Below are 24,343 nucleotides of genomic sequence, written 5' to 3' on the forward strand. Positions count from 1 at the left end.
GTTGCATACTTTTATATTCTAGATTTAATTTTTATGCAACATGTTGCATAATTAAAGCTGAAAAAAATAAAGTTGCTCTGTTTATGTCGCTCGCTCACGTTTTATTGACCAGTTTAATTGAAAAACCCAGTAACGGTATTGAATTGGCACGCCGTTTTGACCGCTCTATGGGGTTTTTCTGGAATGCGACCCATCAACAAATTTATCGCGAACTAAATACCATGCTGAAAAAAGGTTGGATTTCAACCTTAGAAGATGAAGATTCTAGCAGTCGTAGCAAAACCTATCAGGTAGAAGCTTTGGGGCGGCATGAACTGGCAAACTGGATGGTCGAGCAAAGCCCGCCTGCACAATTACGCGAAGAACTTATGGTACGTTTACGTGCCGAAGCCCAACTTGGCGGCAACAGCGTCTTACCCGAACTAGAACGACATTTGCTGCTTCACAAAGCCAAGTTGCACACCTATCAACAGATTTTTGCCAAAGACTTTAGCCAAGCACCTGCGAACAACCGTACCCTGTATATTCATAAAATGATTTTGCAGCTAGGGATAGATCAGGAAATTGGCTGGATTGAATGGCTAGAAAATGTGATTCCTGAACTGAAAAAGTTTGATGCCGAAGCCTCATCTTAAAAGTATATTTTTAAGTAATAGCAACCACATCAATGTGAAATCAGGGTTGCTCACCATACAGAAATGATCAGGCTATGCTATAAAGAATAACGCATCTTTAATTACAACCATGCAAGGAAATGCTGATGCCTTTTTACCGCATGCCCGATGGCGAAGCTCTATTTGTACGTGAATTTGGTCAAGGTGAGCCTGTGGTTGTGCTTTCAGGTTTAGGCATGCACAGTTGGCAATGGTTGCCATTTCTGTATCAACATAAAAAGCAGTATCGTTTTATTATTCCAGACTGGCGTGGTTTTGGGGGTTCAAACCTGTGTGCCGTTCCAGAACTGGATGCTATTTCGAGCCATTGGCAAGATTTAAACAGTCTGCTTCAACAACAGAACCTGCAACAATTTAAACTGATTGGCTATTCCATGGGGGCAACCACTGCCATGCATGGCATGCAATATGGACAATTGGCTGCGCATTTAAGCAGTTATTTACAAATTGACCAAGCACCAAAAATTGGGGTAGATGAAAACTGGCCTTATGGCTTATTTGGCAATCAACATCAACAATTTAAACAGTTATTGATTCATCTGTCCGAGTTTTTACATGATCACGCGCAATATACTGATATTCAACAAATGGATGTGTTGCAGCGTAAAAACTTAGTCGAACTTTGGCTAGAATTTATAGAATTACAAGCCAGCAATAAAATCAGTCCGTTTTTATTTAAACTGGCCGTCAAACGTCCTGTTTTACAACGCTATATTTTACCTACACAGCGTTTAGATTATTTACGCTGGTATATCGACAATTATTTACACCATCAGGAAGATTATCGTGAGGCTTTAACTCAACTGGGTTGTCCGACAGTCTTTTTTACAGGCGCACAATCGACCTTGTATGCGGCAGAAGGACAACGTCAAGTGGTAGAAGCTATGCCGAATGCGAAACAAGTCATATTTCACCAATCTGGGCATACCCCTTTACTGACCGAACCGTTGAAATTTAATCAGGAAATTAGCCAATTTTTAAAACTAAACAGCTAAAGTAAAACGGTGGAAAATGTGGTTTGCAATATTTTCCACCGTAGCATCATTAGACCTAGATTTAGTTTAGATCTAGATTTAATTGGCAAAAGCCGCGATACCCGTTTGCGCACGACCTAAAATTAGCGCATGCACATCGTGCGTCCCTTCATAGGTATTCACGACTTCCAAATTGACCAAATGCCGCGCCACGCCATATTCATCACTGATACCATTCCCACCAAGCATATCGCGCGCCATACGAGCAATCTCTAAGGCCTTGCCACAGTTGTTGCGTTTAATCAGCGAAGTACCTTCGAGTGAAGCAATACCCTCATCTTTCATACGACCAAAACGTAAAGCAATTTGTAAACCCAGCGCGATTTCGGTTTGCATATCGGCAAGTTTCTTTTGAATGAGCTGATTGGCCGCCAAAGGACGTCCGAACTGAATCCGATCCATCGTATATTGATGCGCAGTATGCCAACAAAACTCAGCCGCACCCATAGCACCCCAAGCAATGCCATAACGTGCACTATTTAAACAAGTGAACGGCCCTTTTAAACCACGCACTTCAGGTAACATATTTTCTTCAGGCACAAAAACATTGTCCATGACAATTTCACCTGTGATTGAAGCGCGTAAACCAACCTTGCCTTGAATGATTGGTGCAGAAAGTCCATCCCAACCTTTTTCTAAAATAAAACCGCGAATATCACCCACTTGCCCATCTGCTGAAACTTCTTTTGCCCACACCACAAATACATCGGCAATTGGACTATTGGTAATCCACATTTTCGCACCGTGTAAACGATAACCGCCTGCAACTTTATGTGCTCTGCTGTTCATACTGCCAGGGTCGGAGCCAAAATCAGGTTCAGTCAGACCAAAACATCCGATCCATTCACCCGAAGCGAGTTTGGGTAAATATTTTTGTTTTTGTGCTTCACTGCCAAACTCATAAATTGGCACCATCACCAATGAACTTTGCACACTTGCCATTGAACGATAACCTGAATCGACCCGTTCAATTTCACGTGAAATTAGCCCATAACTCACATAATTTAAACCTGCACCGCCATATTGTTCAGGTATGGTTGAGCCTAACAAACCAAGCTCACCCATTTCACGGAAGATGCTGCGATCTACCGTTTCATGTCTAAACTGATCACGTACCCGCGGCAGTAATTTTTCCTGACAATAAGCATAGGCACTATCACGAATCATACGTTCGGTTTCAGTCAATTGCTGTTCAAGCAAAAAAGGATCTTTCCAATCAAATTTCACTTTTTCACTGTGAGTTGCAGGCGTGTGATTTGGCGATGGATTGTGTTGTGACATGGCATCCTCTGCACATTATTATAGGTTCTGGTTCATCAATATTTGATTTTGTAGCGTCATACTACTTTACTTTATGTTCTATCATTAAAATGAAATAACAAGCAATAAAAAGTGAACTTTGATTCAATTATTCAGCAAAGTTATAGACAGCACTAAACTTTCACATATTTAGATACTTAAAATTCTGAAAAAATGAGCTGTAGATTTGTGTTTCTATTTTCGGCACTTATACTCAAATCTAACCATCCATCAAGAGAATAAAACATGCGTAAATTAGTAGTTTTTTCGGGTGCAGGTATGAGCGCAGAAAGTGGAATCAACACCTTTAGAGATGGTGATGGCTTATGGGAAAAACATCGCGTGGAGGATGTCGCAAGTCCTGAAGCATGGGCAAGGAATCCTGAATTAGTCCAACGCTTTTATAATGAACGTCGTAAAAACATTCTTAATGCGCAGCCTAACTTGGCGCATCGCTTAATTGCTGAACTTGAAGATGATTTTGATGTACAAGTGATCACCCAAAATATTGATGATTTGCATGAACGTGCAGGCAGTTCAGAAGTTTTGCATTTACACGGCAATATTCGTTTAGCCAAAAGCTCAGGGCCTCATGCACAATACACGACAGAATTTTTTCCAATTGAAGGTGACTCGCTGAACTTGCAACAGGATCTTTGCCCACAAGGCTATCCTTTACGTCCGCATGTGGTCTGGTTTGGCGAAGCAGTTCCTGCCTATGAAGAAGCACTGGATTTGATTCAAGATGCCGATATTTTTATTGTGATTGGTACAAGTTTGGTGGTGTACCCTGTTGCTGGATTAGTACACGAAATTCCTGCAAATTGTCAGGCTTATTATATTGACCCAAAAGCCATGCAAGCCCAACTTCCTGCTCAATTTCAACGGATTTCCAAAACTGCCACTGAGGGCATGCAGCAATTGTTCGATCAATTACATCAAGTTTAAAGTAATTACAGTATCTAAATTTTTCCACTTGTAAGATGTCATCAACATGCTTAGGCTATTTTGACATCTTGCAGGATTGCATCATTTTCATAATAGTTTTAGGTATCTCTTTAAAACTTTGTTACCATCGCTCTTTCTCTGTGTTTGTGATGTTTACTGCATATGACCTCATCTTATCAGCAACAACTTGATGCAAAAGTTGCCCGTATTTCTGCCCAATTTGCCGAATATAACCCGCCTGCCTTGCAAGTATTTGCCTCACCAGAACACAACTACCGTATGCGGGCAGAGTTCCGAATTTGGCATATTGAAGATGATCTGTTTTATGCCATGTTTGAACGCAGTGAAGATAAGCAGAAAAAAGTTATTCGTGTAGATGAGTTTCCGATTGCAGACCGCAGCATTAACTTATTAATGCCAAAGCTGTTAGCCGCCCTGAAAGCCGATCCCGTATTATCGGCTCGTTTATTTGAAGTGCATTTTTTAGCGACTTTAAGTGGCGAAATGTTGGTTTCACTGCTTTATCACCGCAAACTTGAATCTGATTGGGAGCCTGCAGCCCAAGCTTTGAGCAAAGCATTAAACATTAAACTGATTGGACGCAGCCGTGGGCAAAAATTCGTGCTATCCGATGAGTATGTAGTTGAACAATTACAGGTTTTTGAGCGCACTTATACCTATAAGCAAATTGAAAGCAGCTTTACCCAGCCAAACGCGCAAGTTTGCCAAAAAATGCTGGAATGGGCATGTACGGTTGCCGAACATTCTGAGCAAGATTTATTAGAACTTTATTGTGGTAATGGTAACTTTACCCTGCCGCTATCGACTCGTTTCCGTCGTGTACTTGCCACAGAACTGGCTAAATCTTCGGTATATGCAGCGCAGTGGAATATTGAACAAAACCAGATTGAGAATATTCAGGTGGCACGTTTATCTGCAGAGGAATTTACCCAAGCCTATAACGGTGAGCGTGAATTCCGCCGCTTGCAAGAAGCGAACATTGATCTTGCAAGTTATGATTTTGATACGGTCTTTGTCGATCCGCCACGCGCAGGAATTGATGATGCAACCTTAAAACTCCTACAGCGTTTTAAGCGTATTATTTATATTTCGTGCAACCCAGACACATTGCATGACAATTTAAAAACCTTGTGTCAAAACCATAAAGTGACGCAATTTGCACTGTTTGATCAATTCCCATACACCCATCATGTTGAGTCGGGTGTTTTACTGGAAAAGATTTAAACAATTTGTTGCATTATTCTTCAATATTTACAAGTTCTCCTTTTTAGCACTTGTAAATATTATGATGTAAATGAATCAGTTAAAGCATTACAAGCCCTTTAACTGTCATAATTTCGTTAAAAAAATGCAATATCATCGAAAATTCTGCAACTCGATTGCTGCTTTTATCACTTAGGTCGACTTGATTTATTTTTTATATTGGCTATATTTCGATCTATGTTAGGTTGTGAATGAAGGCTCTATGAGTTTTTGGCAAAAGTTGTTCTCTGCAGAACAGCAAAACGAGCATAAAAATCAAATTGCTTGTGTTGAAAATGATTGCTCTTGCAAGACGAATGAACAACTTCTCGACGCTTTAACCAAAGCGACCGATGAAGATGTTATTATCGGAATTAAGAAGGTTCTCGCATCGCGAGGTTTTAGCCGCAAAGAGTTGAATGAACTCCAGCATCTACCATTCCAGTAATGGAATATGACAAAAAGGCATTTAGTTTAACTAAGTGCCTTTTTTAATACCAAAACCTCAATACTAAAAATCAATCTGCCTAATAGATTTTGTAGCGCAAGCGATGCGCTAGCTTGCATTAAAATTCCATTCAGCTTAATTCTAGCCAATCTTATTTCCACAATCCTGCGGTAGTATTTCTAAAAACAAACAACACACTGCCATTCATCAATAATTCTAATTCAGAGCATCACCATGAAAAAAACCAAACTTGCCTGTCTTGTACTCATATCGCTCAGTTTTAGCGCATGCAGTCCAATGCCTAAAGAATGTGCTGAGACTTGGGAAAAAATGGAAAATTTTGCTAAAAAAATGGGGATTTCAGATGAACAACTCAAACACCAGAAAAAGCAATTTGAAGATGAAGTCAAAAATATGAAGGCTGATGAGGCTGCCAAAATTTGTAGCATGCAGAACACTGCTTTAAGCTTCATTCCTCAATAGCATGAGAGCGTTAAAGCGCTCGTTCTAAACATCATGCCCCACAAGCGGTTGAATCGATATAGGCAAATATAGGCCCCAAGTCACGGTGTATAGCAACCTGACGCTGTAATTGTGGAATGTATGCTGTAGAAATAGAACCATCTAAATACAAAGCATTTGGAGTTTTCAGTTGGTCTTTAAAAAATCTAGCAAATTGATAAAAAGTCACAGGTGTATTGCTTATGACAAAATACAAACGCTGGTTTTTAAGACCTACCCCATTTCTAATTTTGTACGACTGACTGTCTGCAAGAAAAAGTGAATTTAACTGATTGTTGATAACCAACATAGGCCCCGATTGGGTAGCATAACTTGCTGCAAAGTTTTGATCTGCATATTGCTGGGTCGTACCCAAGAAAATTTGCTGCCGATTCCAAGCCAATACACCATTTGGCTGAATCAAAAAATTCCCCCAACCTTGCTGCTGCCTGTTTAATTTCTGAATTTGTTGCCCTTGCTCAATATACAGCCCCACAGGGCGATAATTATGATGAAACATACCTGCATTCATCGCAAATTGTAATTTCTCACAAGATGCTAAAGCCTGTTGCAGCTGTGAGATTTGCTTAAACGGTTTTACATTTAGATCATTCAGATATAAGCGCAAATGCTGCAAACGACTAATCTCAACGACATCTACATCAATATGCGCATCTTTTACAGTCCATGCACGTATCCCTGCTTGCACCACAGTACTAAGCAGCAGACTACTCAGTATCATGCAGTAAAATATATTTTTCATTCTACTAGCTCCTGCCATCGCTATGTTACAAATTGTGCATATATCTGAATGGGTTATCGCATATTTACCTCAGACCCAGTACACTATAAACCCTCTTCTTATTTCTTTACTCATGTTACTTTATTGGTCAAACGTACAATGCTCAAGCAGAAAACACGATTTCCTTTAGGGGCACATTTAATTGTGAAACACTTCGGCTATAGCCATCATGGTATCTATGCTGGACGTGGGCGCGTGATTCACTATTCGGGTTTTGCACATCTTTTCAAAAAGCACCCGATTGAAATGACCAGTATTGAAAAGTTTAGTCACGGCAAAGAAATTAAAGTACAAAGCTACCATGCAGCCAAATATAAAGGGCGTAAAGTGGTACGTCGTATGCGTTCCAGAATGCATGAAAATAACTATCATCTAATTATCAATAACTGCGAACACTTATGTACCTGGGCCATTACAGGTGTAGAAAGCAGCCCTCAAGTGTTTAAGATGATGGATCGTTTAACCACGATTGGTTATGTCAGTTCACTGATGAGCTACATGAACAGTATGATGCTGACCCTGACCACCACTTGCTTTGCTTTAGTGCTCTATATTAAGAAAAAACTGCGTGATAAAGCTAAAATGCAGTTACCACAAATACTGATGAAGCAGGAACAGCATAAAAACCGCTAAGTGCTTATCTTTCCAAATCGCTATTTTATGATGCTTAACACAAGTCCCAAATCTATTCGATTTCCTGCTATAAAAAAGCCCAACTTGGATTAACAAAGTTGGGCTTTTACAACATTTACTAAAATTAGAAATGTAGCTTATTTTCCAGGTTTAAAGCTGTCTTTTAAGTCTAAAATACGGTTAAACACTGGTTTTTCAGCACTGTGATCATACTGATCTGCAACGAAGTAACCTTCGCGTTCAAACTGGAAACGATCTTCAGGTTGTGCTGTTGCCAAAGCAGGTTCAACAATGGCTTGAACCACGGTTAATGATTCAGGGTTTAAATTCGCCAAGAAATCATCGCCCACTTCTGGGTCAGATTCGGTAAATAAGCGATCATATAAACGGACTTCTGCTGCTACACCTTTCGTTGCAGATACCCAGTGAATCACGCCTTTCACTTTACGCCCCTCTGGGTTTTTACCCAAAGTTTCTGGGTCAATTGAACATTTCAGTTCAATCACTTCACCGCTGGCATCTTTAATCACTTCATCACATTTAATCACATAGGCGTGACGTAAACGTACTTCACCTTCTGGCACTAAACGCTTAAAACCTTTAGGTGGCACTTCTTCAAAGTCTTTACGATCAATGTAAATTTCTGATGTTAAAGGAATCGTACGCTCGCCCATATCTACATTTGGATGACGAGCATGGACTAAATCCAGTGCTTCAGGCAAGTTGGTCAAAGTCACTTTAAGCGGATTTAGCACCACCATGCCACGTGCTGCGGTATTTTCCAAAGACTGACGGATACAGTATTCAAGCATTGCTACATCCACGATACCATCCGACTTAGATACACCCACACGCTTACAGAAATCACGCAAACCTTCTGGAGTAAAACCACGACGACGCATACCCACCACAGTTGGCATACGTGGGTCATCCCAACCATTTACAAAACCACCTTCAACCAATTTACGCAATTTACGCTTTGAGGTGATGGTGTAATCGATGTTCAAACGGCTAGATTCATACTGATGCGGTACAGCCTCAGATTTCACTTTTTCCACCACCCAATCATAGAATGGACGATGGTCTTGGAACTCTAAAGTACACAATGAATGGGTAATGCCTTCAATAGCATCGGATAATGGATGCGCATAGTCATACATTGGGTACATTTTCCATTTATCGCCCGTTTGGTGATGCGATGAATGTAAAACACGATACAAAATCGGGTCACGCATGTGTACGTTTGGAGAGGCCATATCAATTTTGGCACGGAGTACTGCCTGACCTTCACCCAATTCGCCATTGCGCATTTTTTCAAATAAAGCCAAGTTCTCTACCACAGAGGTATCACGGTATGGCGAGTTCTTGCCTGACTCTACAAAAGAACCACGGTTTAGCTTAATTTCATCTGGAGTTTGCAAATCGACATAGGCATCGCCTTGTTCAATCAACTGAACAGCCCAAGCATATAATTGATCAAAATAGCTTGAGGCGTAGCGTGGCTCGCCATTCCATTCAAAACCAAGCCATTTCACATCATTGGCAATACCATCTACATATTCTTGTTCTTCTGCATCTGGGTTGGTGTCGTCAAAACGTAAGTTACACACCCCTTGATATTCTTCTGCGATACCAAAGTTCAAGCAAATAGCTTTCACGTGACCAATATGCAAATAACCATTCGGCTCAGGCGGAAAACGTGTCACAACCTGTTGAGTGCGACCAGCCGCAATATCATCGGTAATGACTTGACGTATAAAGTCCAAGCCCGGCTGTTGTTCTTGCTGCACAGCATCGACAGAGGCATTTGAACTTGGTGTCGGGGTGTTTGGCAGAGATGCAACAACATCATTTGGCTTCATAGCAATAAAATCACTTCTAAAATAAAATTGAATTAACTGGGTTGCAAAAACTTCATCAGTGAAGCATTCATCACCCATTGGAACGCTTTTCCTTGTTTTTAACAAAGAAAATAACGTTTTTACTTGCCTTGTAGTTTACAGTTTGCTTATGCTTCTCTCAACCAAAAAACCCATGGCATTCGTGTCCATGTTTAGGAGATTACACAATGAGTTTTCCTCAAGTCGAATTAAACACCAATAAAGGTCGTATTGTTTTAGAATTGAACGCTGAAAAAGCACCAATTACAGTTGCTAACTTCTTAGAATACGTTCGTGATGGTTTTTATGACGGCGTAATTTTCCACCGTGTTATTGATGGTTTCATGATCCAAGGCGGTGGCATGGATGAAAACTTCAAAGAAAAAGCAACACGTGATGCGATTGAAAACGAAGCAGACAACGGCTTAAGCAACGATGTTGGTACAATTGCAATGGCACGTACCCAAGCACCTCACTCTGCTTCTGCACAGTTCTTCATTAACGTAAAAAATAACTCTTTCTTAAACCACACAGGCAAAACTGCACAAGGTTGGGGTTATGCCGTGTTTGGTAAAGTTGTTGAAGGTATGGACGTTGTAGATGCAATTAAAGGCGTGCGTACTGGCAACCGTGGTTATCACGCAGATGTTCCACTAGAAAATGTGGTGATTGAATCTGCAAAAATCATTGCTGAATAAGAATCTTACCCGACCTCGCTTACGCACATCATTTTAAAGTACTGCTTTAAAATTCGTTTAGGGAGGAGAAATCCCTCTTTTAAAAGAGGGATTTCGGGAGATTCCAAGGAATAATTCGTGACCTATCTGTTTATCGCAGATTTACACTTGTCACCAAATCACCCTCGACTTGTTCGGGGGTTTTTAGATTTGCTAGACGCTTATCAAAATAAAAACACCCAACTGTATATTTTAGGCGACTGGTTTAATGCATGGATTGGCGATGATTACACCGCAGCGTGGCTCGATGAAGTTGTTGCACGTTTAAAGCAATTTAGCCAAGCAGGTAATCAAATTTACTTTATTGTCGGCAATCGTGATTTCGCTTTGGGTCAGAAATTTTTAGATCAGTTTTCAGGACAACTCCTGCCCGATGTGTACACGCTGCATATTGGTTCTCAACAGGTACGTTTAGAACATGGCGATGCACTGTGTACCGATGATGTGTCCTATCAAAAATTCCGTAAAATCATTCGCAATCCCATCATTTTAGGGATTTTAAAGAAAACACCTTTGGCTTTTCGGCAAAAACTTGCACAAGGTTTCCGCAAAAAAAGTCAGCAAGCCAATCAAGTCAAAAGTTATGACGTCATGGACGTAAATGCAGATGCTGTGTCACAAGCCTTGCAGCATGCAGATGTGTTAATTCATGGGCATACGCATCGTCCAAATATTCACAATGAACACGGCAAACCTAGAATTGTATTAGGCGATTGGCGCACAGATGCTGCACAAATTTTAGTAGTTGAACCAAATCAAGCCTTAGCAACTTGGCAACTGAGTCATTGGAACTATTAAGCGCAACATCTTTACATAAAAATAATAGATACAACACTAAAGGTACTTCGTCAGGTACACCAAACTAAAATCTACTTAGTTAGCAGATTAATACCCACCTTCCGTTTTAATCACTTCGGCATCAGCTTTATATTTAGCCAACAACTCACGCAGCGAAGTCATCAACACACTGGTATCTACCCCAACTGCCACAAATTCTGTGCCTAAATCCAAATACTTTTGTGTCACTTCATGTTGGGTCGATAAAATCCCTGCTGCTTTGCCTGCTGCACGAATCCGTTGAATCGCATCGACCACAGCGGCTTGTACTTCTGGATGGTTCGGATTGCCTTCATAACCCATCGTGGCAGATAAATCCACCGCACCAATAAACACCCCATCAATCCCATCGACTTGTAAAATAGCATCCAGATTTTCTAAACCTGTGACCGATTCAATTTGAATGAGCAAACAAATATTTTCATGCGCTGTCGCGTAATAATTTGGAATACTGTTCCAGCGAGTTGCACGTGCTAAAGCTGCGCCTACGCCGCGAATACCTTCAGGTGGATAACGTACCGCTTTGACCATCAACTCAGCGTGTTCAACGCTTTCAACCATAGGAATCAGCAAAGTTTGTACGCCAATATCCAACAGTTGTTTAATGAGTTGCACACTGCCAATCGGCGGGCGCACCACCGCTTGAGAGGGATAAGCCGCAATACTTTGTAATTGTGACAAAGTGGTTCTTAAATCACTCGGTGCATGTTCCCCATCAATTAAAAGCCAGTCATAGCCTGCATTGGCAGCAATTTCAGTACCATACGCATCTGCTAAACCTACCCATAAGCCAATTTGCTGCTGAGTTTTTAATTTACGCTTAAAATAATTGATATATTCCATCCATACACCTTTGGGATGCACCATGCTCAAGTTTATATTTAACGCCTATTTGCTATAAACAACCAATAGTGAAAACGTCTTGCATGATTGAATTTAACACTAAGTTTAAAGATGTTTATGTCGTGCTCATCTCATCTTAACCGCATAAATAGCACATGGATTCATTCCGTTAGCATAGCGAGGCATGTTAAGCTTTTGGCGCACACCTGCCCCAAATATAGTCTTTAAATGGAGATGATTCATGGATTTGCTCAACGTTGCACAAACTCGTTATACGACCAAAGCCTATGATGCGAGTCGCACTATTCCTGCAGAACAATTTGAGCGTTTATTAGAAATTCTGCGTTTAGCACCATCTTCCATTAATATTCAGCCGTGGCATTTTTTTATTGCAGATCGCCCTGAAGCCAAACAACGTATTGCTAAAGCTTTAGTTGGAAAGTACGCCTATAACGCCCCTAAAGTTTTAGATGCTTCGCATACCATTTTATTTTGCACCAAAGCTGACATTAGCGAATTACATTTAGAAAACCTGCTTAATCAGGATGCTGCTAGTGGACGCTTTAAAGATGAAGCCGCTAAACAAGGTCAGAAAGACAGCCGCACAGGTTATGTCGATTACTACCGCAATGAAAAAGGCGATATTCAGCGTTGGGCAGAAAATCAAACCTTTATTGCACTCGGACAAATGCTTTTGGCTGCAGGCATTGAAGGAATTGACGCAACGCCAATTGGTGGTTTTGATGAAGCAATTTTAACTCAAGAACTGCAACTAACTGAGCAAGGACTGATTCCTTCGGTTTTATTGTGTTTAGGCTATCGTAGTGAACAAGATTTTAATGCCAAACTGCCAAAATCACGCCTTGATAAACGTGAGATTTTCACGCAACTGTAAAACAAACATGCGATAACACTAGGGACAAAATTTGTCCCTATTTTTTGGTCTGAATTTTGCTTTATCTATATTTGCAATCTGTACTCAATCTCTATCAAAAATAAAAATGAGGTGTATGATGCTCAATTTAATGCCGCTAAAACTAGAATGCCGACGTTGTAAAAAACTGTATTTATATCAAGCCAAACCAAGCTATCCAACCCTGCGCTGCCCGATCTGCGATAGAACCACAATGCTGCATGGTCTTGCAGAAACTGCAGATTTATTGCGACATCCTTTTCGCTTTATGTTGAGTTATCTTAAACCGTCATGGCATAAGCGAGGCAAAGCACACTAAGCAATGCCAAGCCTAGCCCAATAGTGGTCGTGCTTTTCAGCTTTTCTTTAAAGAACAATACACCACTGATCACGCCAAATAGCACCACTAAAATATTCATCCCTGCAAATACCACTGCAGGGCTGTCTTTGAGCAGCATGTGAGCTTTGACATACAAGGCAATATTGGCAAAATTCAGTGCACCCAAAATTAAACCTGCACTGATATTTTGCATACTGCCCATGCTTTTATCGCGGATTAAGATATAAGCCATCGCCAAAACAAAAGCACATACAAACATCAAATTCAGTGCAACTGCAAATTGCAGTCCTAAACCTGTGGTGTATTTAAGCAAAACATCAATCAGTGCATAACCCAACCAAACACAGCTCAAATATAAGATGCCTTGTTGCGCTTTAGCAGACTGCACTGCAGCACGATGCGAATACAAAATGCATAAGACCGCGATAATCCCAAGCGCGATTCCCACAATTTTCAGTTGGCTAAAATTTTCCTGAAAAATAAAATAAGCGGCTGCTAAAGACAAAACCACTGACAAACGCTGTGCAATTTCAGTTTTTAAAATACCTGCGCTGTCCAACGATTTTGCTAATGCTAAAAAGACACTGGGCAACAACACACCCAAACTAATAATGAGCCACCACGGCGTATGTTGGATTGAGATCGTGCCCAAGTTGGGTTTAAACCAGTAAAAACACAACACACTGGCACTGACATAATTCCATGTAATCATCTGCATAGGGTTAAAACCCTGCATTTTGCAGACTTTTAATAAAATAGAGACCAGTACACTACAAAAGGCTGCGGCTACAATCAGTTCCATGACACGCTCGAGGATTGTTTTTGTTCTTGATTGGAAGTTGTGGATTCATCAGTAAAAAGCCCACAAGGACTGTGGGCTTTCGAGTTCTTAATTAAATTAAGAATTATTTGTAACGTTCAACCATTTTCTCTAAAGAAATTGGGCGAATTTTGTCTGCATTACCTGCAGTACCAAATGCTTCATAACGGTCTATACAAATTTGTTTCATTGCATCTACAGTTTTTGCGAAGAATTTACGTGGGTCAAATTCGCTTGGTTGTTCTGCCATCATACGGCGCATTGCACCAGTAGAAGCTAAACGTAAATCTGTATCGATGTTGATTTTACGCACACCATGCTTAATTGCTTCAACCAATTGCTCAACAGGTACACCATAAGTTTCTTTGATGTCACCGCCGTATTGGTTAATCACCGCCAACCATTCTTGTGGTACAGAGCTAGAGCCGTGCATTACAAGGTGTGTATTTGGCAACGCAGCATGAATTTCTTTAATACGGTCAATTGCAAGAATATCGCCTGTAGGTGGACGAGTAAACTTGTATGCACCGTGCGAAGTACCAACAGCAATCGCTAAAGCATCCACATTAGTATCTGCAACGAAGCTACGTGCTTCTTCAACAGATGTTAACAATTGAGAGTGGTCAAGTACGCCTTCTGCGCCCACGCCATCTTCTTCACCTGCCATACCTGTTTCAAGACTACCTAAACAGCCAATCTCACCTTCAACCGATACACCACACGCATGCGCCATTTGCACAGTACGACGCGTCACTTCGACGTTGTATTCATACGACGTTGGTGTTTTACCATCTTCACCCAAAGAACCATCCATCATTACTGATGAAAAGCCTAGTTGGATCGAACGCTGACATACATCAGGGCTTGTACCATGGTCTTGGTGCATAACCACTGGAATATGTGGCCACTCTTCAATTGCAGCCAAAATCAGGTGACGCAAGAATGGCGCACCTGCATATTTACGCGCACCTGCCGAAGCTTGAACAATTACAGGTGAATTGGTTGCATCTGCGGCTAACATAATTGCGCGCATTTGTTCTAAGTTGTTGACGTTAAACGCTGGAACGCCGTAAGCATGTTCACCGGCATGATCCAAGAGCTGGCGCAATGAAATAAGAGCCATAATATCCTCCCAAATAATGTTGGTTATTCTACCCTGTGATTTGTTTCAATTCAGCAACAAATCGCCTTTTTCAAAAAAAAGTCCCTGCAAAAGCAGGGACTTTTAAACAAATTACTACAATTTGTCGTTTTTCAGCACTTATTGCGCTTCAGAAGCAGCAACTTCTGTGTCTGCAGTCGCAACGTCAGCAGGTGCATTTGCAACGTCTTCAGGAATATCGGTGTTGCCTTCATCCAAGATTGGTTGGTCAATTGCGTCGATTGCAGCTTGTTGTTCTGGTGTAACTTGAGCGTTATCTACAACTGCAGAAGATGCATCAGTTTCAGTCGCAGGTGCGCTTTCTTTTTTTGCACAAGCAGTCAAGGCTAAAGATGCAGCAATTAAAGCAGCAAGTGTTAGTTTTTGAATCATCGTCATTTCCTACAGTTAGGTCATTCATTTACTACAGTTTATTGCATATTTATGACATTTTGATGACTACGGCATGACATAAATATAAAAAAGTTGACCGAAGTCAACCTTTTTAAAAATTATTGATAAATTTTCTAGATTTAAGCGCGTTCTAATAATACCGCAACTGCAGGTAAGGTTTTACCTTCTACAAATTCAAGGAATGCACCTCCACCTGTAGAGATATAGCCGATTTTGTCTGCAACTTCATACTTGTCAATTGCAGCTAAAGTGTCACCACCGCCTGCAATAGAGAAACCTGCAGATTCTGCAATCGCCAATGAAAGTGCTTTCGTACCTTCACCAAATTGATCAACTTCAAATACACCCACTGGGCCATTCCAAAGAATTGTTTTTGAAGTTTTTAAAATTTCAGCAAATGCTTTTGCAGTTTCTGGGCCTACGTCTAAAATCATATCGTTGTCTGCAACATCTTCAACTTTTTTCACAGTTGCTTTCGCTGCTGCCAATGAACCCAAGAAATCTTCAAAATTAATTTCAGCGGCATCTGCAACTACAACATCGGTTGGCAGTGGTACAGAAACTTTTGCGGCAATTGCTTTGGCAGTGTCAATCAAATCATTTTCACATAATGATTTGCCCACGTTATAGCCTGCTGCAGCAAGGAAAGTATTGGCAATACCACCGCCTACAATTAATTGATCGCAAATATCAGACAATGAAGTCAATACATCTAACTTAGTCGATACTTTAGAACCTGCAACAATCGCCACCATTGGTTTTTCAGGTGTTTTTAAGGCACGACCCAAAGCATCTAATTCCGCAGCCAATAATGGGCCTGCTGCTGCCACTGGTGCTAAACGTGCAACGCCTTCAGTAGAGGCTTCTGCACGGTGCGCGGTACCAAATGCATCCATCACAAATACATCACACAATGCTGCATATTTAGCGGCAAGTTCTGGGTTGTTTTTCTTTTCACCGTGGTTAAAACGGCAGTTTTCCAATAAAACGACTTGACCAGGAGCAACGTCTACACCATCTAAATAGTCAGTGATCAGTTGAACATCTTGACCTAATGCTTGGGTTAAATACGCAGCTACAGGTGCTAAAGATTGTTCAGCTTTTGGCTCACCTTCAACAGGACGACCTAAGTGAGAATACACCATCACTGCTGCACCTTTGGCAACAGCAGCTTGAATCGTTGGCAATGCCGCACGTAAACGTGCATCGCTGGTGATCACACCATTTTTAACAGGTACGTTTAAATCTTCACGAATAAGGACACGCTTACCTGCTAAATCGAGGTCAGTCATACGCTGAAAGTTCATGTATAGCTCACTTTATTGATATCAAAACGCCACGATTTTAAATGATTATGCAGAAAAAGGTTAGCAACTTTTGTAGAATTGCTGATTAAAGCAAAAGTTTTGATTATGATAGAGAAAAGTTACCATCTTTCTAGAAACTATGTCTATTCATCCCGATCCAAATATCAATCGTTTAAATGTTTTGGGCGAACCTCTCGCTAGTTGTTGCTTTGATCCTATTACTGGATATTTTCGTAACGGTTTTTGTCATACCGCCCCAACCGATTTAGGTCAGCACACCGTTTGTGCACAAATGACCTCTGATTTTTTAAATTTCTCGCAAAAAATTGGCAATGATTTAATCACGCCAGTACCTGAAGTTGGATTTAACGGCTTACAACCAGGTGATTTCTGGTGTATTTGCGTCACCCGTTGGGTTGAGGCCTATCAAGCAGGTCATGCGCCACCGATTAAAATTCAAGCCTGTCATCAATCCGTATTGTCTTATGTGCCTTTAGATATATTGATGGATTATGCAGTGTGATGATCTGATGCAACTTCCAGAAATTATTTTAGCGTCAAGCAGCCAAACCCGTCAGCAATTAATGAATCGTCTACATTTGGCGTATAAGTCAATTTCACCTGATATTGATGAGTCTGCACAGGGTGAATTGCATGCGGATGATTTGGCACGACGCTTGGCTTTTGAAAAAGCACGCTGTATCGCGCAGCAATATCCTGATGCGATTGTGATTGGTTCAGATCAAGTGGCATGGCGTGAACAGCAGCCAGATATTTTTATAGGTAAACCGCTCACTTCAGAAAAAGCCATACAACAATTACAAGCCAATTCAGGTCAAACGGTTTATTTCAGCACTGCGCTGAGTGTGCAGCAGCAATCTACAGGCTTTGAACAAACGGTTGTAGAACACTACACAGTTCAATTCCGCAGCTTAACTGACAATGAAATTGCACGCTATGTTGCAAAGGAACAACCTCTTCATTGTGCAGGCAGTTTTATGTGCGAAGGTTTGGGCATTAGCTTGTTTGAAGCCATGCAAGGCAATGACCAAACCACCTTAATGGGTCTGCCGATGATTCAGTTATGCCGCATATTAAGAATGCTAAATATTCAAGTTCCCTAAGTTTTAAGCTGCATCATTAAACAGTCGTGAATATTTATGAAATGCTCTAAATCACCTTGCCCTTTACAGCGACAAATTGGACAATATTGAGATTATTGATAAAACTTGCTTAGGCTATTTTATGTCGCAACCTTTAGATGTATTAGGCGGAATGACCGCAGAACAATTCCTAAGTGAATATTGGCAAAAAAAACCACTTTTGGTACGCAATGCACTCCCAGAAATTGCCCACCTACTCGAACCTAATGATGTGATGGAACTCGCTCTTGAAGAAGATGTGACTGCTCGTTTAATTAAACAAAAAGATCGTGATCCAAATCAATGGACTGTGAAATCATCACCACTGATTAAGGCAGATTTTCAAAAAATGCCAAAGTTATGGACGCTATTGGTACAAGCCGTAGATCATTACTCTTTTGATCTCGCCGAACTTTGGAAAAAATTTCCTTTTATTCCGCAATGGCGACGTGATGACATTATGGTGTCTTATGCGCCTAAAGGCGGCTCTGTAGGTCAGCATTTTGATTTTTACGATGTTTTTTTAATACAAGGCTATGGACATCGCCGTTGGCAACTTGGACAAATGTGTGATGCCGAAACTGAATTTGTCGCAGGGCAACCTTTAAAATTATTGCCTGAAATGCAGGTCAATTTTGATGAAGTTCTTGCCCCTGGTGATTTACTTTATGTGCCACCAGGATTGGCACATTATGGCGTGGCAGAAGATGACTGTCTGACATTCTCGTTCGGTTTCCGTATGCCGAATATTAGTGAAATGATGGATCGCGTAAGCGATAAATTCTCTGCCGATGAGATGTTACGCACGCCACTACAAGACATTGTTCGTGAAAAAAGTACGCAAATTGGCGAAATGACTGCGACAGAACTGGATTATCTAAAAGCAGAATTGTGGGCGCGTTTACAAAACTCATCGGTGTTGGATGATGCGATTTTAAGCTTAATGTCCGAACCGAAATATCCTGAAAATATCCCTGAAGTAGATGAAATAGGTGTAGGTGATTTAGAGGATGCGCTAGATCAGGGTTATCAAATCATGTTGGAACCCGCCTCTCGCCTACTTTATGCAAATCAGCAAGATGAAGTTTTATTTTGGGCGAATGGTGAAGCGATTTGTGTCGCAGAAGCATCTATCCCTACGCTGCAAAAAATCGCCAATGGTGAACGCGTGCTGCTCGATGAAAACCTTTACGACGCAGATATTCTGGAAGATTTGGTACAACTGCTCAATGAATCCATTTTAATGTTGTTACCTGCTGAAGACGCTTAAAATATTCGTTTCAGCCCCCTCAAGATGATCAATTCATCTTGGGGAATTTAGATAAGCGGGATCTAAAGTTAAAACTGCCTGAATTAACGTATAGCCAGGTGTCGAATTTAATTTTAATTGCCCTCCAACCCGTTCTAAACGCATTTTCATACTGCGCATCCCAATACTCATGCCATGTTCAAGCACGCTATTGGCTTCAAAACCTACACCATCATCCTGAATTTTAAGTACCAATTGCTTAGGCGGTACAAATTGCATACTGACGGATACATGCTTGGCTTGGCTGTGTTTAATCACATTGGTTAAACTTTCTTCTAATACCCGCATCAAAGTTAAGCACTGTAACGAATTCGGCTCAATCACCCATTCATTTGGAAAATCCCACTTGGAATGAATATCCATTTCATCCATCAATTGACTAAAACGATGACGTACTGGCGCAACCCAAATTTTAGGATTTTCAGGCACTTTAGAACCAATGGAAGAACCACTATCAATAATTTGACGTAAATCATCACGCAGTAATTTCAGCATAGATAAGAACTGCTGATTACTCATGTTCTGTTCGCTTTGGTCGACCATAATCATGGAACGTACCAAAGATGCACCCAAACCATCATGCAAATCATGCGATAGATGAATCCGTTCTTGCAAACGCACATTTTCCAGTTCCAAATAATGCTTTTCCGACATACTGCGTTTTAAATCATCACTGACTTCAAAAACTTTAAGCTCTAAATTTTGATTAAATTTCTCAATTTTTTGAATATTTCTTTTTAGACGCATGCCTAAAATAATCGCAATAAATATAGTAATCACTGGCGAGGTATACGGTGATAATGGCTGATATAAACTTGCTGTTGCCGCGTTACTTAAACGAAATACATCTACACCCGCGAAAAGGCCAATCAAGGTTAAACAAAATAACAGCAGATATACTTCTGTTTTTGGGGATTTATACGCTAAATACGCCAAATAAAAATAAACCACGACTAGTAAACTGGCATAACTTAAAAAGACAATCCAAAATACCAGTTTGACATAATCTAAGGGTGTTAAAAATACACAAACAATTACCGCTAAACTCAGAATAAAAATACTTTCTTCCAATATTGGCAAGCGTTGATTGACAAACCTAATTAAATACAGACTAAAAGCTAAAACATACAGGATAAAAAAGCTTAAATTGGCTTGAGATGCCACCAATACACTTGGGTATGGAAAGGTTTCTGTGGTTAAAAAATGAGAAATAAATAATAACCAGAACATGCAACTCAGCGCAAACCAGCCAAAACTCTGATCACGGCGTAAAAACAGCCAAATAACCAAACATAAAATGCCTAAAGTGGCAGATAAAATCGCATTAATTTCAAATAAAGTACGTTTATTCCATATATTTTTCTGATGCTGCTTAATATTGTTATGCACATTATTAAAACTTATTTTGCCTATACCTGCATTTTGAAATGCATATCCATTCACATAGACCAATATTTGATTTTTACCTTGTTTTAAACCAGCAATAGGTAAAATCCAGTAACGTGGCATATTCCAGCTTTTTGATAATGGTTCTTCTAAGTGCTGACTTGCCCAAAGTAAATCTTGATTCAGATAAACTGCCCCTGCACTATTTAAAAAATCCAGCGCAAAAACGATGGGTTGATTTAAATAATGATTACGCTCACAAAACCACTCCCACTCTATTTTGTACCACGCCCCACCATTATAATTTTTCCAGCGATCATCCCAAACGTCGGGCAGTTGAACATTTTCCCAACCCGTTTCAGGTTTTTTATTATGTGATGCTGTTTTGGCAGAGCTGATTGAAAGTACATGCACATTGCAGTACTGATTAATTGGGTACACCACTTGCTGCGCATAGCTTTGCCACGCACAGAACAATAACAACACGCCCAAACCACACTGCCAAAGCCTTTGAATCATAAAAGACCTAAAGTTCTAGCGGTACTGACAGCCTTAGTGCGTTTAGTGACCGACAACTTCCGATAGATATGTTTAATATGACTTTCAACGGTATAACGCGACACAAATAATTGCTCAGCAATTTCACGGTTACTTAAGCCCTGCGCCACCAGATTTAAAATTTCTAATTCACGATTGGTGAGCTGTTCATAATGTGAGTTGAATGCTTGAGCATCGGCGCGATCTGATAAATCTTCGGTCAGCACGGGTACTTTTTGATGTGAAATTTGCGATAAAATTTCACGGGCGATAAATGGGTCTATCGGTGCACCACCTCTTAAAATACTGCGTATTGCGATAATAATTTCAGCATCATCACGTTCTTTAAGCACATAGCCTGTTGCACCTGCTTGAATTGCAGAAAATAAGCTGTCTTGGGTGCTCCATGCAGAAATCACCAAAATTAATGCGCTTGGATCTCTAAAATGTAATTGTTCGATTAGTTCTTTACCATTGCCATCGGGCAAGCCTAAATCGACTAAAGCTAAAGCAATCGGATGATCTTCTATACACGTCATTGCAGCTTTAAGATGACTCACGAAAAATAGCATGTCATCTTGATAGCCAATATCATGCAAAATTTTTCTAAGACGTGACTGAATAATAGGCTCATCTTCAACAATTAAAACCGGTACGGGTAATATCGCTTCCATTTCTGCCATCATTCATCCCCTTGATTATGTTTGTAAATATATCAATCGTTTTGATGTAAACACTATCCCTAGAATTAAGGAGTTTTTCAAATTTAGCTTATTTTATAAACATGAGCATAGCACTGAAACATGAAACTCGAGCATGAAATAAAAAATAAATGTGAAGTACTATTTTATTTTAGAAATCGCTTCACATTTTAATGAGCAGCGCAGCATAAATATGCTTTGATGCCGAGAACAGCATCAAAGCAAATGTAGAGCCGTATTTAAAAGATGGTTGATAAATTAATAATAAGTCTTAGAGCTATGTGCATGTAAAAATGCAGGAATCAGCCCTGTTAAAGCCGCACGAATATCCGCACGTTCATTGATTAATTGATGCGAGCCTTCTTCTAACATGAGTAAGGTTTGCAGGCGGAATTTACGCCGAATAAACTCAATGTTGTAGCGCCAATCTACGGTTTGATCTTGCGCCCCTTGTGCCAACCAAACAGGAATACGGCAAGCTGGACGTTCTTCCATCTCCAACATCCATTTAGACATGGCTAAAATCCAATCCATGCCCATCATTCTAGGTTGCAGCGGGTCTTTTAAACGCACAAAGCGTAAAAATTCAGGATTATGATTATTGCGTCGGAAATGTCGCGGCACTTCACGCTTAATCCGACGGATAATGCCCAAACCAACAGAGTTATGCCACCATGCCGATTTTGCAGGACGAATCAAAGGCGATAACAACAACACACGCTCTACAAATGGATTTTCACGGCGCTGAGCAAATTCCAACAAGTGATGCATCCAAATTGCACCACCTGTACTTTGCCCAATGCCCAACCACGGTTTTGGCAATTGATCGGCATTTTTTACATATTGATAAACCGCATGTAATACTTGCTGATAATGATCAAAATTTTTGATGTTGGCAGGATAACCATCACTCAATCCATGTCCAGGCAAATCATAAGTCAAAACACTAAAGCCCTGCTCTAATAATTCTTTGACGATAGGTTGATAAATCCCGCTATGTTCCAAATAGCCATGCAGTAGAAATACCGTGCCCTGCACCTGATCAAATTTGGTTTTGCTTAAATCGGGTTGAAAAATTTGCACATGCAATTTAAACAACGGCATTTGCACATAGCCTTGCCAATGTTCACAGTCCAACAAATGAAAACCATATAGCTGTCGATAGGCTTGTAACTCAACACTCGGTTCAAAACCACGATTCAAATTTAAAGGTTGTAGAATTTGTGGTGTGGTTTCCCTACTCGGCACTGGCAAATCTAATTGCTTCAACACGCTTGGGTTTAAAAATGGAATATCAGGCATTATGGCACCTCGCGACATGCGCTAGAACCAATCAAGACATCCCGAATGGCGGCAAGCATTTCATAATTGGCACGGCGGCTGTGATCATAGTTTTGTTCACTTGGACGCCATGCGGTCAGTTGAGTCGGCATTGGAGCTTCGACAGGAATCGTTTCAATTCCATTTAAAGCAAATAAACGGCGGGTGCGTGGCATGTGATAACGGTCTGTAATCAAAATCACTGTCGGCGCCCCCCCTTTTTTTTGTAATAATAAAGAACTAAAACGTGAATTTTCACAAGTATTCATGCTGCGATCTTCTAATAATTTTGCTTCGACATCATATTTTTTTAACCAACGCTGCATATAAGGTGCTTCTACACCACTCAGTACAATCGGCAATTGATATTGTTTTACCACCGCTAGGGTCGTTTCTAAACGTAAACGTGTGTAGTCATTGACCACAATATCTTTGCCATTATCATCTAAAGTTAAGCCACCACCTAAAACCACAATCGCATAAGGTTTAGAGTTTGCAGGTATTTTTGGAATATTTTGTTGCTGAATTAAAGCAATATCTTTAAAGATTTCTTCATCTACAGGCTCACTTTCGGTTTCGGCAATTTTATGAGTGCTTAAAAACTCCAAGTATTGTTCCATGAGTACCTGATTTTCATGACTATCCAAATTGAGCAAGGCTTTTACATTTTCGGATGGGTCTTCTACAACTGCTTCAGAAGCTGCATTAGACACCAACAATGGGACTTGCGGCAACTCTTGCTCAGATGCTAATTTTTTTTGCGTTTGTTCTTCTAAAATAAGCGCTTGTAAGGCTTTATAACGAGCCTGAATTAAAGTTAAATTTTTCGAATTTTCAGATTGAATCTCTTGCTCCATCAGCTTCAAATAAGCTTGTCGGGCAATCCATAAATCTGAACCGGGTTCCAAGCTGTCTTGATCACTAAAAGCCGCCATTTGCTGACTTTTTGCTGCCACTTGATTCACTTCTACAGGTACCAAAGTGTTCAGCGTTTTGACCACCAAAGTAGAATAAAAAGGTGAATAGATAAAAATCATGAACGCTGCAAACAATACAAATAGCACGGCAGCAATTTGTACCAATCTGAGCATCCAATGATTCTGTTTCATCTTCA

The 24,343-nt window shown here is 40.4% G+C and carries 26 protein-coding genes; 14 read left to right on the forward strand and 12 right to left on the reverse strand.

The genetic code is table 11. The features are described from left to right. The first annotated feature begins 83 nt into the window (after positions 1 to 83). Positions 84 to 635 carry a PadR family transcriptional regulator gene (locus FTT74_RS04590; RefSeq protein ID WP_004973333.1) on the forward strand — a complete coding sequence of 184 codons (552 nt, stop codon included), beginning with the start codon at positions 84 to 86 and terminating at the stop codon, positions 633 to 635. Between the two features lie 125 nt (positions 636 to 760). Beyond that, on the forward strand, positions 761 to 1,669 hold the full coding sequence (locus tag FTT74_RS04595; protein ID WP_096900864.1) for an alpha/beta fold hydrolase: 909 nt from the start codon (positions 761 to 763) through the stop codon (positions 1,667 to 1,669). 78 nt (positions 1,670 to 1,747) lie between these two features. On the opposite strand, the gene FTT74_RS04600 is transcribed toward FTT74_RS04595, so the two are convergent. Further along, complete coding sequence (locus FTT74_RS04600) at positions 1,748 to 2,989, reverse strand: acyl-CoA dehydrogenase (RefSeq protein WP_136143882.1); 1,242 nt, start codon at positions 2,987 to 2,989, stop codon at positions 1,748 to 1,750. Positions 2,990 to 3,253: 264 nt separating this feature from the next. Between FTT74_RS04600 and FTT74_RS04605 the strand changes: the two genes are divergently transcribed. The 4 genes from FTT74_RS04605 to FTT74_RS04620 all read left to right on the forward strand — a co-directional run bounded on the left by FTT74_RS04605 (position 3,254) and on the right by FTT74_RS04620 (position 6,149). Then, positions 3,254 to 3,955 (forward strand): NAD-dependent deacylase, encoded by a 702-nt coding sequence (locus FTT74_RS04605; RefSeq protein WP_004973326.1) that lies wholly within the window; start codon positions 3,254 to 3,256, stop codon positions 3,953 to 3,955. Positions 3,956 to 4,117: 162 nt separating this feature from the next. Beyond that, complete coding sequence (gene trmA, locus FTT74_RS04610; protein ID WP_131260897.1) at positions 4,118 to 5,200, forward strand: tRNA (uridine(54)-C5)-methyltransferase TrmA; 1,083 nt, start codon at positions 4,118 to 4,120, stop codon at positions 5,198 to 5,200. Between the two features lie 241 nt (positions 5,201 to 5,441). After that, complete coding sequence (locus FTT74_RS04615) at positions 5,442 to 5,666, forward strand: hypothetical protein (RefSeq protein WP_168417406.1); 225 nt, start codon at positions 5,442 to 5,444, stop codon at positions 5,664 to 5,666. A gap of 234 nt (positions 5,667 to 5,900) precedes the next feature. Beyond that, complete coding sequence (locus FTT74_RS04620; protein ID WP_179988625.1) at positions 5,901 to 6,149, forward strand: hypothetical protein; 249 nt, start codon at positions 5,901 to 5,903, stop codon at positions 6,147 to 6,149. Positions 6,150 to 6,180: 31 nt separating this feature from the next. On the opposite strand, the gene FTT74_RS04625 is transcribed toward FTT74_RS04620, so the two are convergent. After that, the gene (locus tag FTT74_RS04625; protein WP_179988626.1) at positions 6,181 to 6,930 is read right to left on the reverse strand and encodes a phosphodiester glycosidase family protein; all 750 of its coding nucleotides are present in this window, start codon (positions 6,928 to 6,930) and stop codon (positions 6,181 to 6,183) included. Positions 6,931 to 7,068: 138 nt separating this feature from the next. Between FTT74_RS04625 and FTT74_RS04630 the strand changes: the two genes are divergently transcribed. Beyond that, on the forward strand, positions 7,069 to 7,602 hold the full coding sequence (locus tag FTT74_RS04630; RefSeq protein ID WP_179988656.1) for a lecithin retinol acyltransferase family protein: 534 nt from the start codon (positions 7,069 to 7,071) through the stop codon (positions 7,600 to 7,602). 137 nt (positions 7,603 to 7,739) lie between these two features. Here FTT74_RS04630 and FTT74_RS04635 read toward each other — a convergent pair whose 3' ends face one another. Further along, positions 7,740 to 9,464, reverse strand: coding sequence for a glutamine--tRNA ligase/YqeY domain fusion protein (locus FTT74_RS04635; RefSeq protein WP_179988657.1), 1,725 nt, complete (start codon positions 9,462 to 9,464; stop codon positions 7,740 to 7,742). Between the two features lie 206 nt (positions 9,465 to 9,670). Here FTT74_RS04635 and FTT74_RS04640 point away from each other — a divergent pair, with 206 nt between their 5' ends. Together FTT74_RS04640 and FTT74_RS04645 are read left to right on the forward strand one after the other, a co-directional pair. Continuing rightward, a complete protein-coding gene (locus tag FTT74_RS04640) occupies positions 9,671 to 10,180 on the forward strand; it encodes a peptidylprolyl isomerase (protein WP_004973310.1) in 510 nt (169 codons plus the stop codon). Positions 10,181 to 10,297: 117 nt separating this feature from the next. Continuing rightward, complete coding sequence (locus tag FTT74_RS04645) at positions 10,298 to 11,017, forward strand: UDP-2,3-diacylglucosamine diphosphatase (RefSeq protein WP_154320706.1); 720 nt, start codon at positions 10,298 to 10,300, stop codon at positions 11,015 to 11,017. Between the two features lie 87 nt (positions 11,018 to 11,104). On the opposite strand, the gene hpaI is transcribed toward FTT74_RS04645, so the two are convergent. Beyond that, on the reverse strand, positions 11,105 to 11,899 hold the full coding sequence (gene hpaI, locus FTT74_RS04650) for a 4-hydroxy-2-oxoheptanedioate aldolase (protein ID WP_096900940.1): 795 nt from the start codon (positions 11,897 to 11,899) through the stop codon (positions 11,105 to 11,107). Positions 11,900 to 12,140: 241 nt separating this feature from the next. Between hpaI and nfsB the strand changes: the two genes are divergently transcribed. Together nfsB and FTT74_RS04660 are read left to right on the forward strand one after the other, a co-directional pair. Beyond that, positions 12,141 to 12,794: an oxygen-insensitive NAD(P)H nitroreductase gene (nfsB, locus tag FTT74_RS04655; RefSeq protein ID WP_004973304.1), complete on the forward strand. Its 654-nt coding sequence runs from the start codon at positions 12,141 to 12,143 to the stop codon at positions 12,792 to 12,794. Between the two features lie 118 nt (positions 12,795 to 12,912). After that, positions 12,913 to 13,131 (forward strand): hypothetical protein, encoded by a 219-nt coding sequence (locus tag FTT74_RS04660; protein ID WP_004973302.1) that lies wholly within the window; start codon positions 12,913 to 12,915, stop codon positions 13,129 to 13,131. On the opposite strand, the gene FTT74_RS04665 is transcribed toward FTT74_RS04660, so the two are convergent. The 4 genes from FTT74_RS04665 to FTT74_RS04680 form a co-directional block, all read right to left on the reverse strand. Further along, positions 13,094 to 13,954: a DMT family transporter gene (locus tag FTT74_RS04665; protein WP_179988627.1), complete on the reverse strand. Its 861-nt coding sequence runs from the start codon at positions 13,952 to 13,954 to the stop codon at positions 13,094 to 13,096. The two genes, FTT74_RS04660 and FTT74_RS04665, sit on opposite strands and share 38 nt — an antisense overlap. Before the next feature lie 103 nt (positions 13,955 to 14,057). Further along, on the reverse strand, positions 14,058 to 15,095 hold the full coding sequence (fba, locus tag FTT74_RS04670; protein ID WP_004973298.1) for a class II fructose-bisphosphate aldolase: 1,038 nt from the start codon (positions 15,093 to 15,095) through the stop codon (positions 14,058 to 14,060). Positions 15,096 to 15,233: 138 nt separating this feature from the next. Next, the gene (locus FTT74_RS04675; protein WP_131260911.1) at positions 15,234 to 15,506 is read right to left on the reverse strand and encodes a hypothetical protein; all 273 of its coding nucleotides are present in this window, start codon (positions 15,504 to 15,506) and stop codon (positions 15,234 to 15,236) included. A 140-nt stretch (positions 15,507 to 15,646) separates the two neighbouring features. Then, the gene (locus FTT74_RS04680) at positions 15,647 to 16,834 is read right to left on the reverse strand and encodes a phosphoglycerate kinase (protein WP_004973295.1); all 1,188 of its coding nucleotides are present in this window, start codon (positions 16,832 to 16,834) and stop codon (positions 15,647 to 15,649) included. 139 nt (positions 16,835 to 16,973) lie between these two features. On the opposite strand from FTT74_RS04680, the gene FTT74_RS04685 reads away from it, so the two are divergent. From FTT74_RS04685 to FTT74_RS04695, 3 genes are all read left to right on the forward strand, one after another. Beyond that, the gene (locus tag FTT74_RS04685; protein WP_179988628.1) at positions 16,974 to 17,357 is read left to right on the forward strand and encodes a DUF2237 family protein; all 384 of its coding nucleotides are present in this window, start codon (positions 16,974 to 16,976) and stop codon (positions 17,355 to 17,357) included. Positions 17,358 to 17,364: 7 nt separating this feature from the next. After that, on the forward strand, positions 17,365 to 17,958 hold the full coding sequence (locus FTT74_RS04690) for a nucleoside triphosphate pyrophosphatase (RefSeq protein ID WP_179988658.1): 594 nt from the start codon (positions 17,365 to 17,367) through the stop codon (positions 17,956 to 17,958). Positions 17,959 to 18,079: 121 nt separating this feature from the next. After that, positions 18,080 to 19,246: a cupin domain-containing protein gene (locus FTT74_RS04695; protein WP_179988629.1), complete on the forward strand. Its 1,167-nt coding sequence runs from the start codon at positions 18,080 to 18,082 to the stop codon at positions 19,244 to 19,246. A gap of 33 nt (positions 19,247 to 19,279) precedes the next feature. Here FTT74_RS04695 and FTT74_RS04700 read toward each other — a convergent pair whose 3' ends face one another. From FTT74_RS04700 to FTT74_RS04715, 4 genes are all read right to left on the reverse strand, one after another. Next, a complete protein-coding gene (locus FTT74_RS04700) occupies positions 19,280 to 21,190 on the reverse strand; it encodes an ATP-binding protein (RefSeq protein ID WP_179988630.1) in 1,911 nt (636 codons plus the stop codon). Continuing rightward, positions 21,187 to 21,891 (reverse strand): response regulator transcription factor, encoded by a 705-nt coding sequence (locus FTT74_RS04705; protein ID WP_004973283.1) that lies wholly within the window; start codon positions 21,889 to 21,891, stop codon positions 21,187 to 21,189. The genes FTT74_RS04700 and FTT74_RS04705 overlap by 4 nt, the downstream gene beginning before the upstream one ends. A 276-nt stretch (positions 21,892 to 22,167) precedes the next feature. Next, positions 22,168 to 23,211, reverse strand: a complete 1,044-nt coding sequence (locus FTT74_RS04710; protein ID WP_096900878.1) for an alpha/beta hydrolase — start codon at positions 23,209 to 23,211, stop codon at positions 22,168 to 22,170. Further along, a complete protein-coding gene (locus tag FTT74_RS04715; protein ID WP_154320702.1) occupies positions 23,211 to 24,338 on the reverse strand; it encodes a YdcF family protein in 1,128 nt (375 codons plus the stop codon). Before FTT74_RS04715 ends, FTT74_RS04710 begins: the two co-directional genes overlap by 1 nt. Positions 24,339 to 24,343: the final 5 nt, after the last annotated feature.

Source organism: Acinetobacter sp. YH01007, from assembly GCF_013420425.1.
GTDB lineage: Bacteria > Pseudomonadota > Gammaproteobacteria > Pseudomonadales > Moraxellaceae > Acinetobacter > Acinetobacter towneri.

Bases quoted from the DNA above. Each gene is read 5' to 3' on its own strand.
- FTT74_RS04690 (WP_179988658.1), top strand. From the start codon at position 17,365: ATGCAACTTCCAGAAATTATTTTAGCGTCAAGCAGCCAAACCCGTCAG.
- FTT74_RS04665 (WP_179988627.1), bottom strand. From the start codon at position 13,954: ATGGAACTGATTGTAGCCGCAGCCTTTTGTAGTGTACTGGTCTCTATT.
- nfsB (WP_004973304.1), top strand. From the start codon at position 12,141: ATGGATTTGCTCAACGTTGCACAAACTCGTTATACGACCAAAGCCTAT.
- hpaI (WP_096900940.1), bottom strand. From the start codon at position 11,899: ATGGAATATATCAATTATTTTAAGCGTAAATTAAAAACTCAGCAGCAA.
- FTT74_RS04700 (WP_179988630.1), bottom strand. From the start codon at position 21,190: ATGATTCAAAGGCTTTGGCAGTGTGGTTTGGGCGTGTTGTTATTGTTC.
- fba (WP_004973298.1), bottom strand. From the start codon at position 15,095: ATGGCTCTTATTTCATTGCGCCAGCTCTTGGATCATGCCGGTGAACAT.
- FTT74_RS04695 (WP_179988629.1), top strand. From the start codon at position 18,080: ATGTCGCAACCTTTAGATGTATTAGGCGGAATGACCGCAGAACAATTC.
- FTT74_RS04685 (WP_179988628.1), top strand. From the start codon at position 16,974: ATGTCTATTCATCCCGATCCAAATATCAATCGTTTAAATGTTTTGGGC.
- FTT74_RS04600 (WP_136143882.1), bottom strand. From the start codon at position 2,989: ATGTCACAACACAATCCATCGCCAAATCACACGCCTGCAACTCACAGT.
- FTT74_RS04635 (WP_179988657.1), bottom strand. From the start codon at position 9,464: ATGAAGCCAAATGATGTTGTTGCATCTCTGCCAAACACCCCGACACCA.
- FTT74_RS04615 (WP_168417406.1), top strand. From the start codon at position 5,442: ATGAGTTTTTGGCAAAAGTTGTTCTCTGCAGAACAGCAAAACGAGCAT.
- FTT74_RS04680 (WP_004973295.1), bottom strand. From the start codon at position 16,834: ATGAACTTTCAGCGTATGACTGACCTCGATTTAGCAGGTAAGCGTGTC.
- FTT74_RS04630 (WP_179988656.1), top strand. From the start codon at position 7,069: ATGCTCAAGCAGAAAACACGATTTCCTTTAGGGGCACATTTAATTGTG.
- FTT74_RS04620 (WP_179988625.1), top strand. From the start codon at position 5,901: ATGAAAAAAACCAAACTTGCCTGTCTTGTACTCATATCGCTCAGTTTT.
- FTT74_RS04590 (WP_004973333.1), top strand. From the start codon at position 84: ATGTCGCTCGCTCACGTTTTATTGACCAGTTTAATTGAAAAACCCAGT.
- FTT74_RS04710 (WP_096900878.1), bottom strand. From the start codon at position 23,211: ATGCCTGATATTCCATTTTTAAACCCAAGCGTGTTGAAGCAATTAGAT.
- trmA (WP_131260897.1), top strand. From the start codon at position 4,118: ATGACCTCATCTTATCAGCAACAACTTGATGCAAAAGTTGCCCGTATT.
- FTT74_RS04675 (WP_131260911.1), bottom strand. From the start codon at position 15,506: ATGATTCAAAAACTAACACTTGCTGCTTTAATTGCTGCATCTTTAGCC.
- FTT74_RS04640 (WP_004973310.1), top strand. From the start codon at position 9,671: ATGAGTTTTCCTCAAGTCGAATTAAACACCAATAAAGGTCGTATTGTT.
- FTT74_RS04660 (WP_004973302.1), top strand. From the start codon at position 12,913: ATGCTCAATTTAATGCCGCTAAAACTAGAATGCCGACGTTGTAAAAAA.
- FTT74_RS04705 (WP_004973283.1), bottom strand. From the start codon at position 21,891: ATGGCAGAAATGGAAGCGATATTACCCGTACCGGTTTTAATTGTTGAA.
- FTT74_RS04605 (WP_004973326.1), top strand. From the start codon at position 3,254: ATGCGTAAATTAGTAGTTTTTTCGGGTGCAGGTATGAGCGCAGAAAGT.
- FTT74_RS04595 (WP_096900864.1), top strand. From the start codon at position 761: ATGCCTTTTTACCGCATGCCCGATGGCGAAGCTCTATTTGTACGTGAA.
- FTT74_RS04625 (WP_179988626.1), bottom strand. From the start codon at position 6,930: ATGAAAAATATATTTTACTGCATGATACTGAGTAGTCTGCTGCTTAGT.
- FTT74_RS04715 (WP_154320702.1), bottom strand. From the start codon at position 24,338: ATGAAACAGAATCATTGGATGCTCAGATTGGTACAAATTGCTGCCGTG.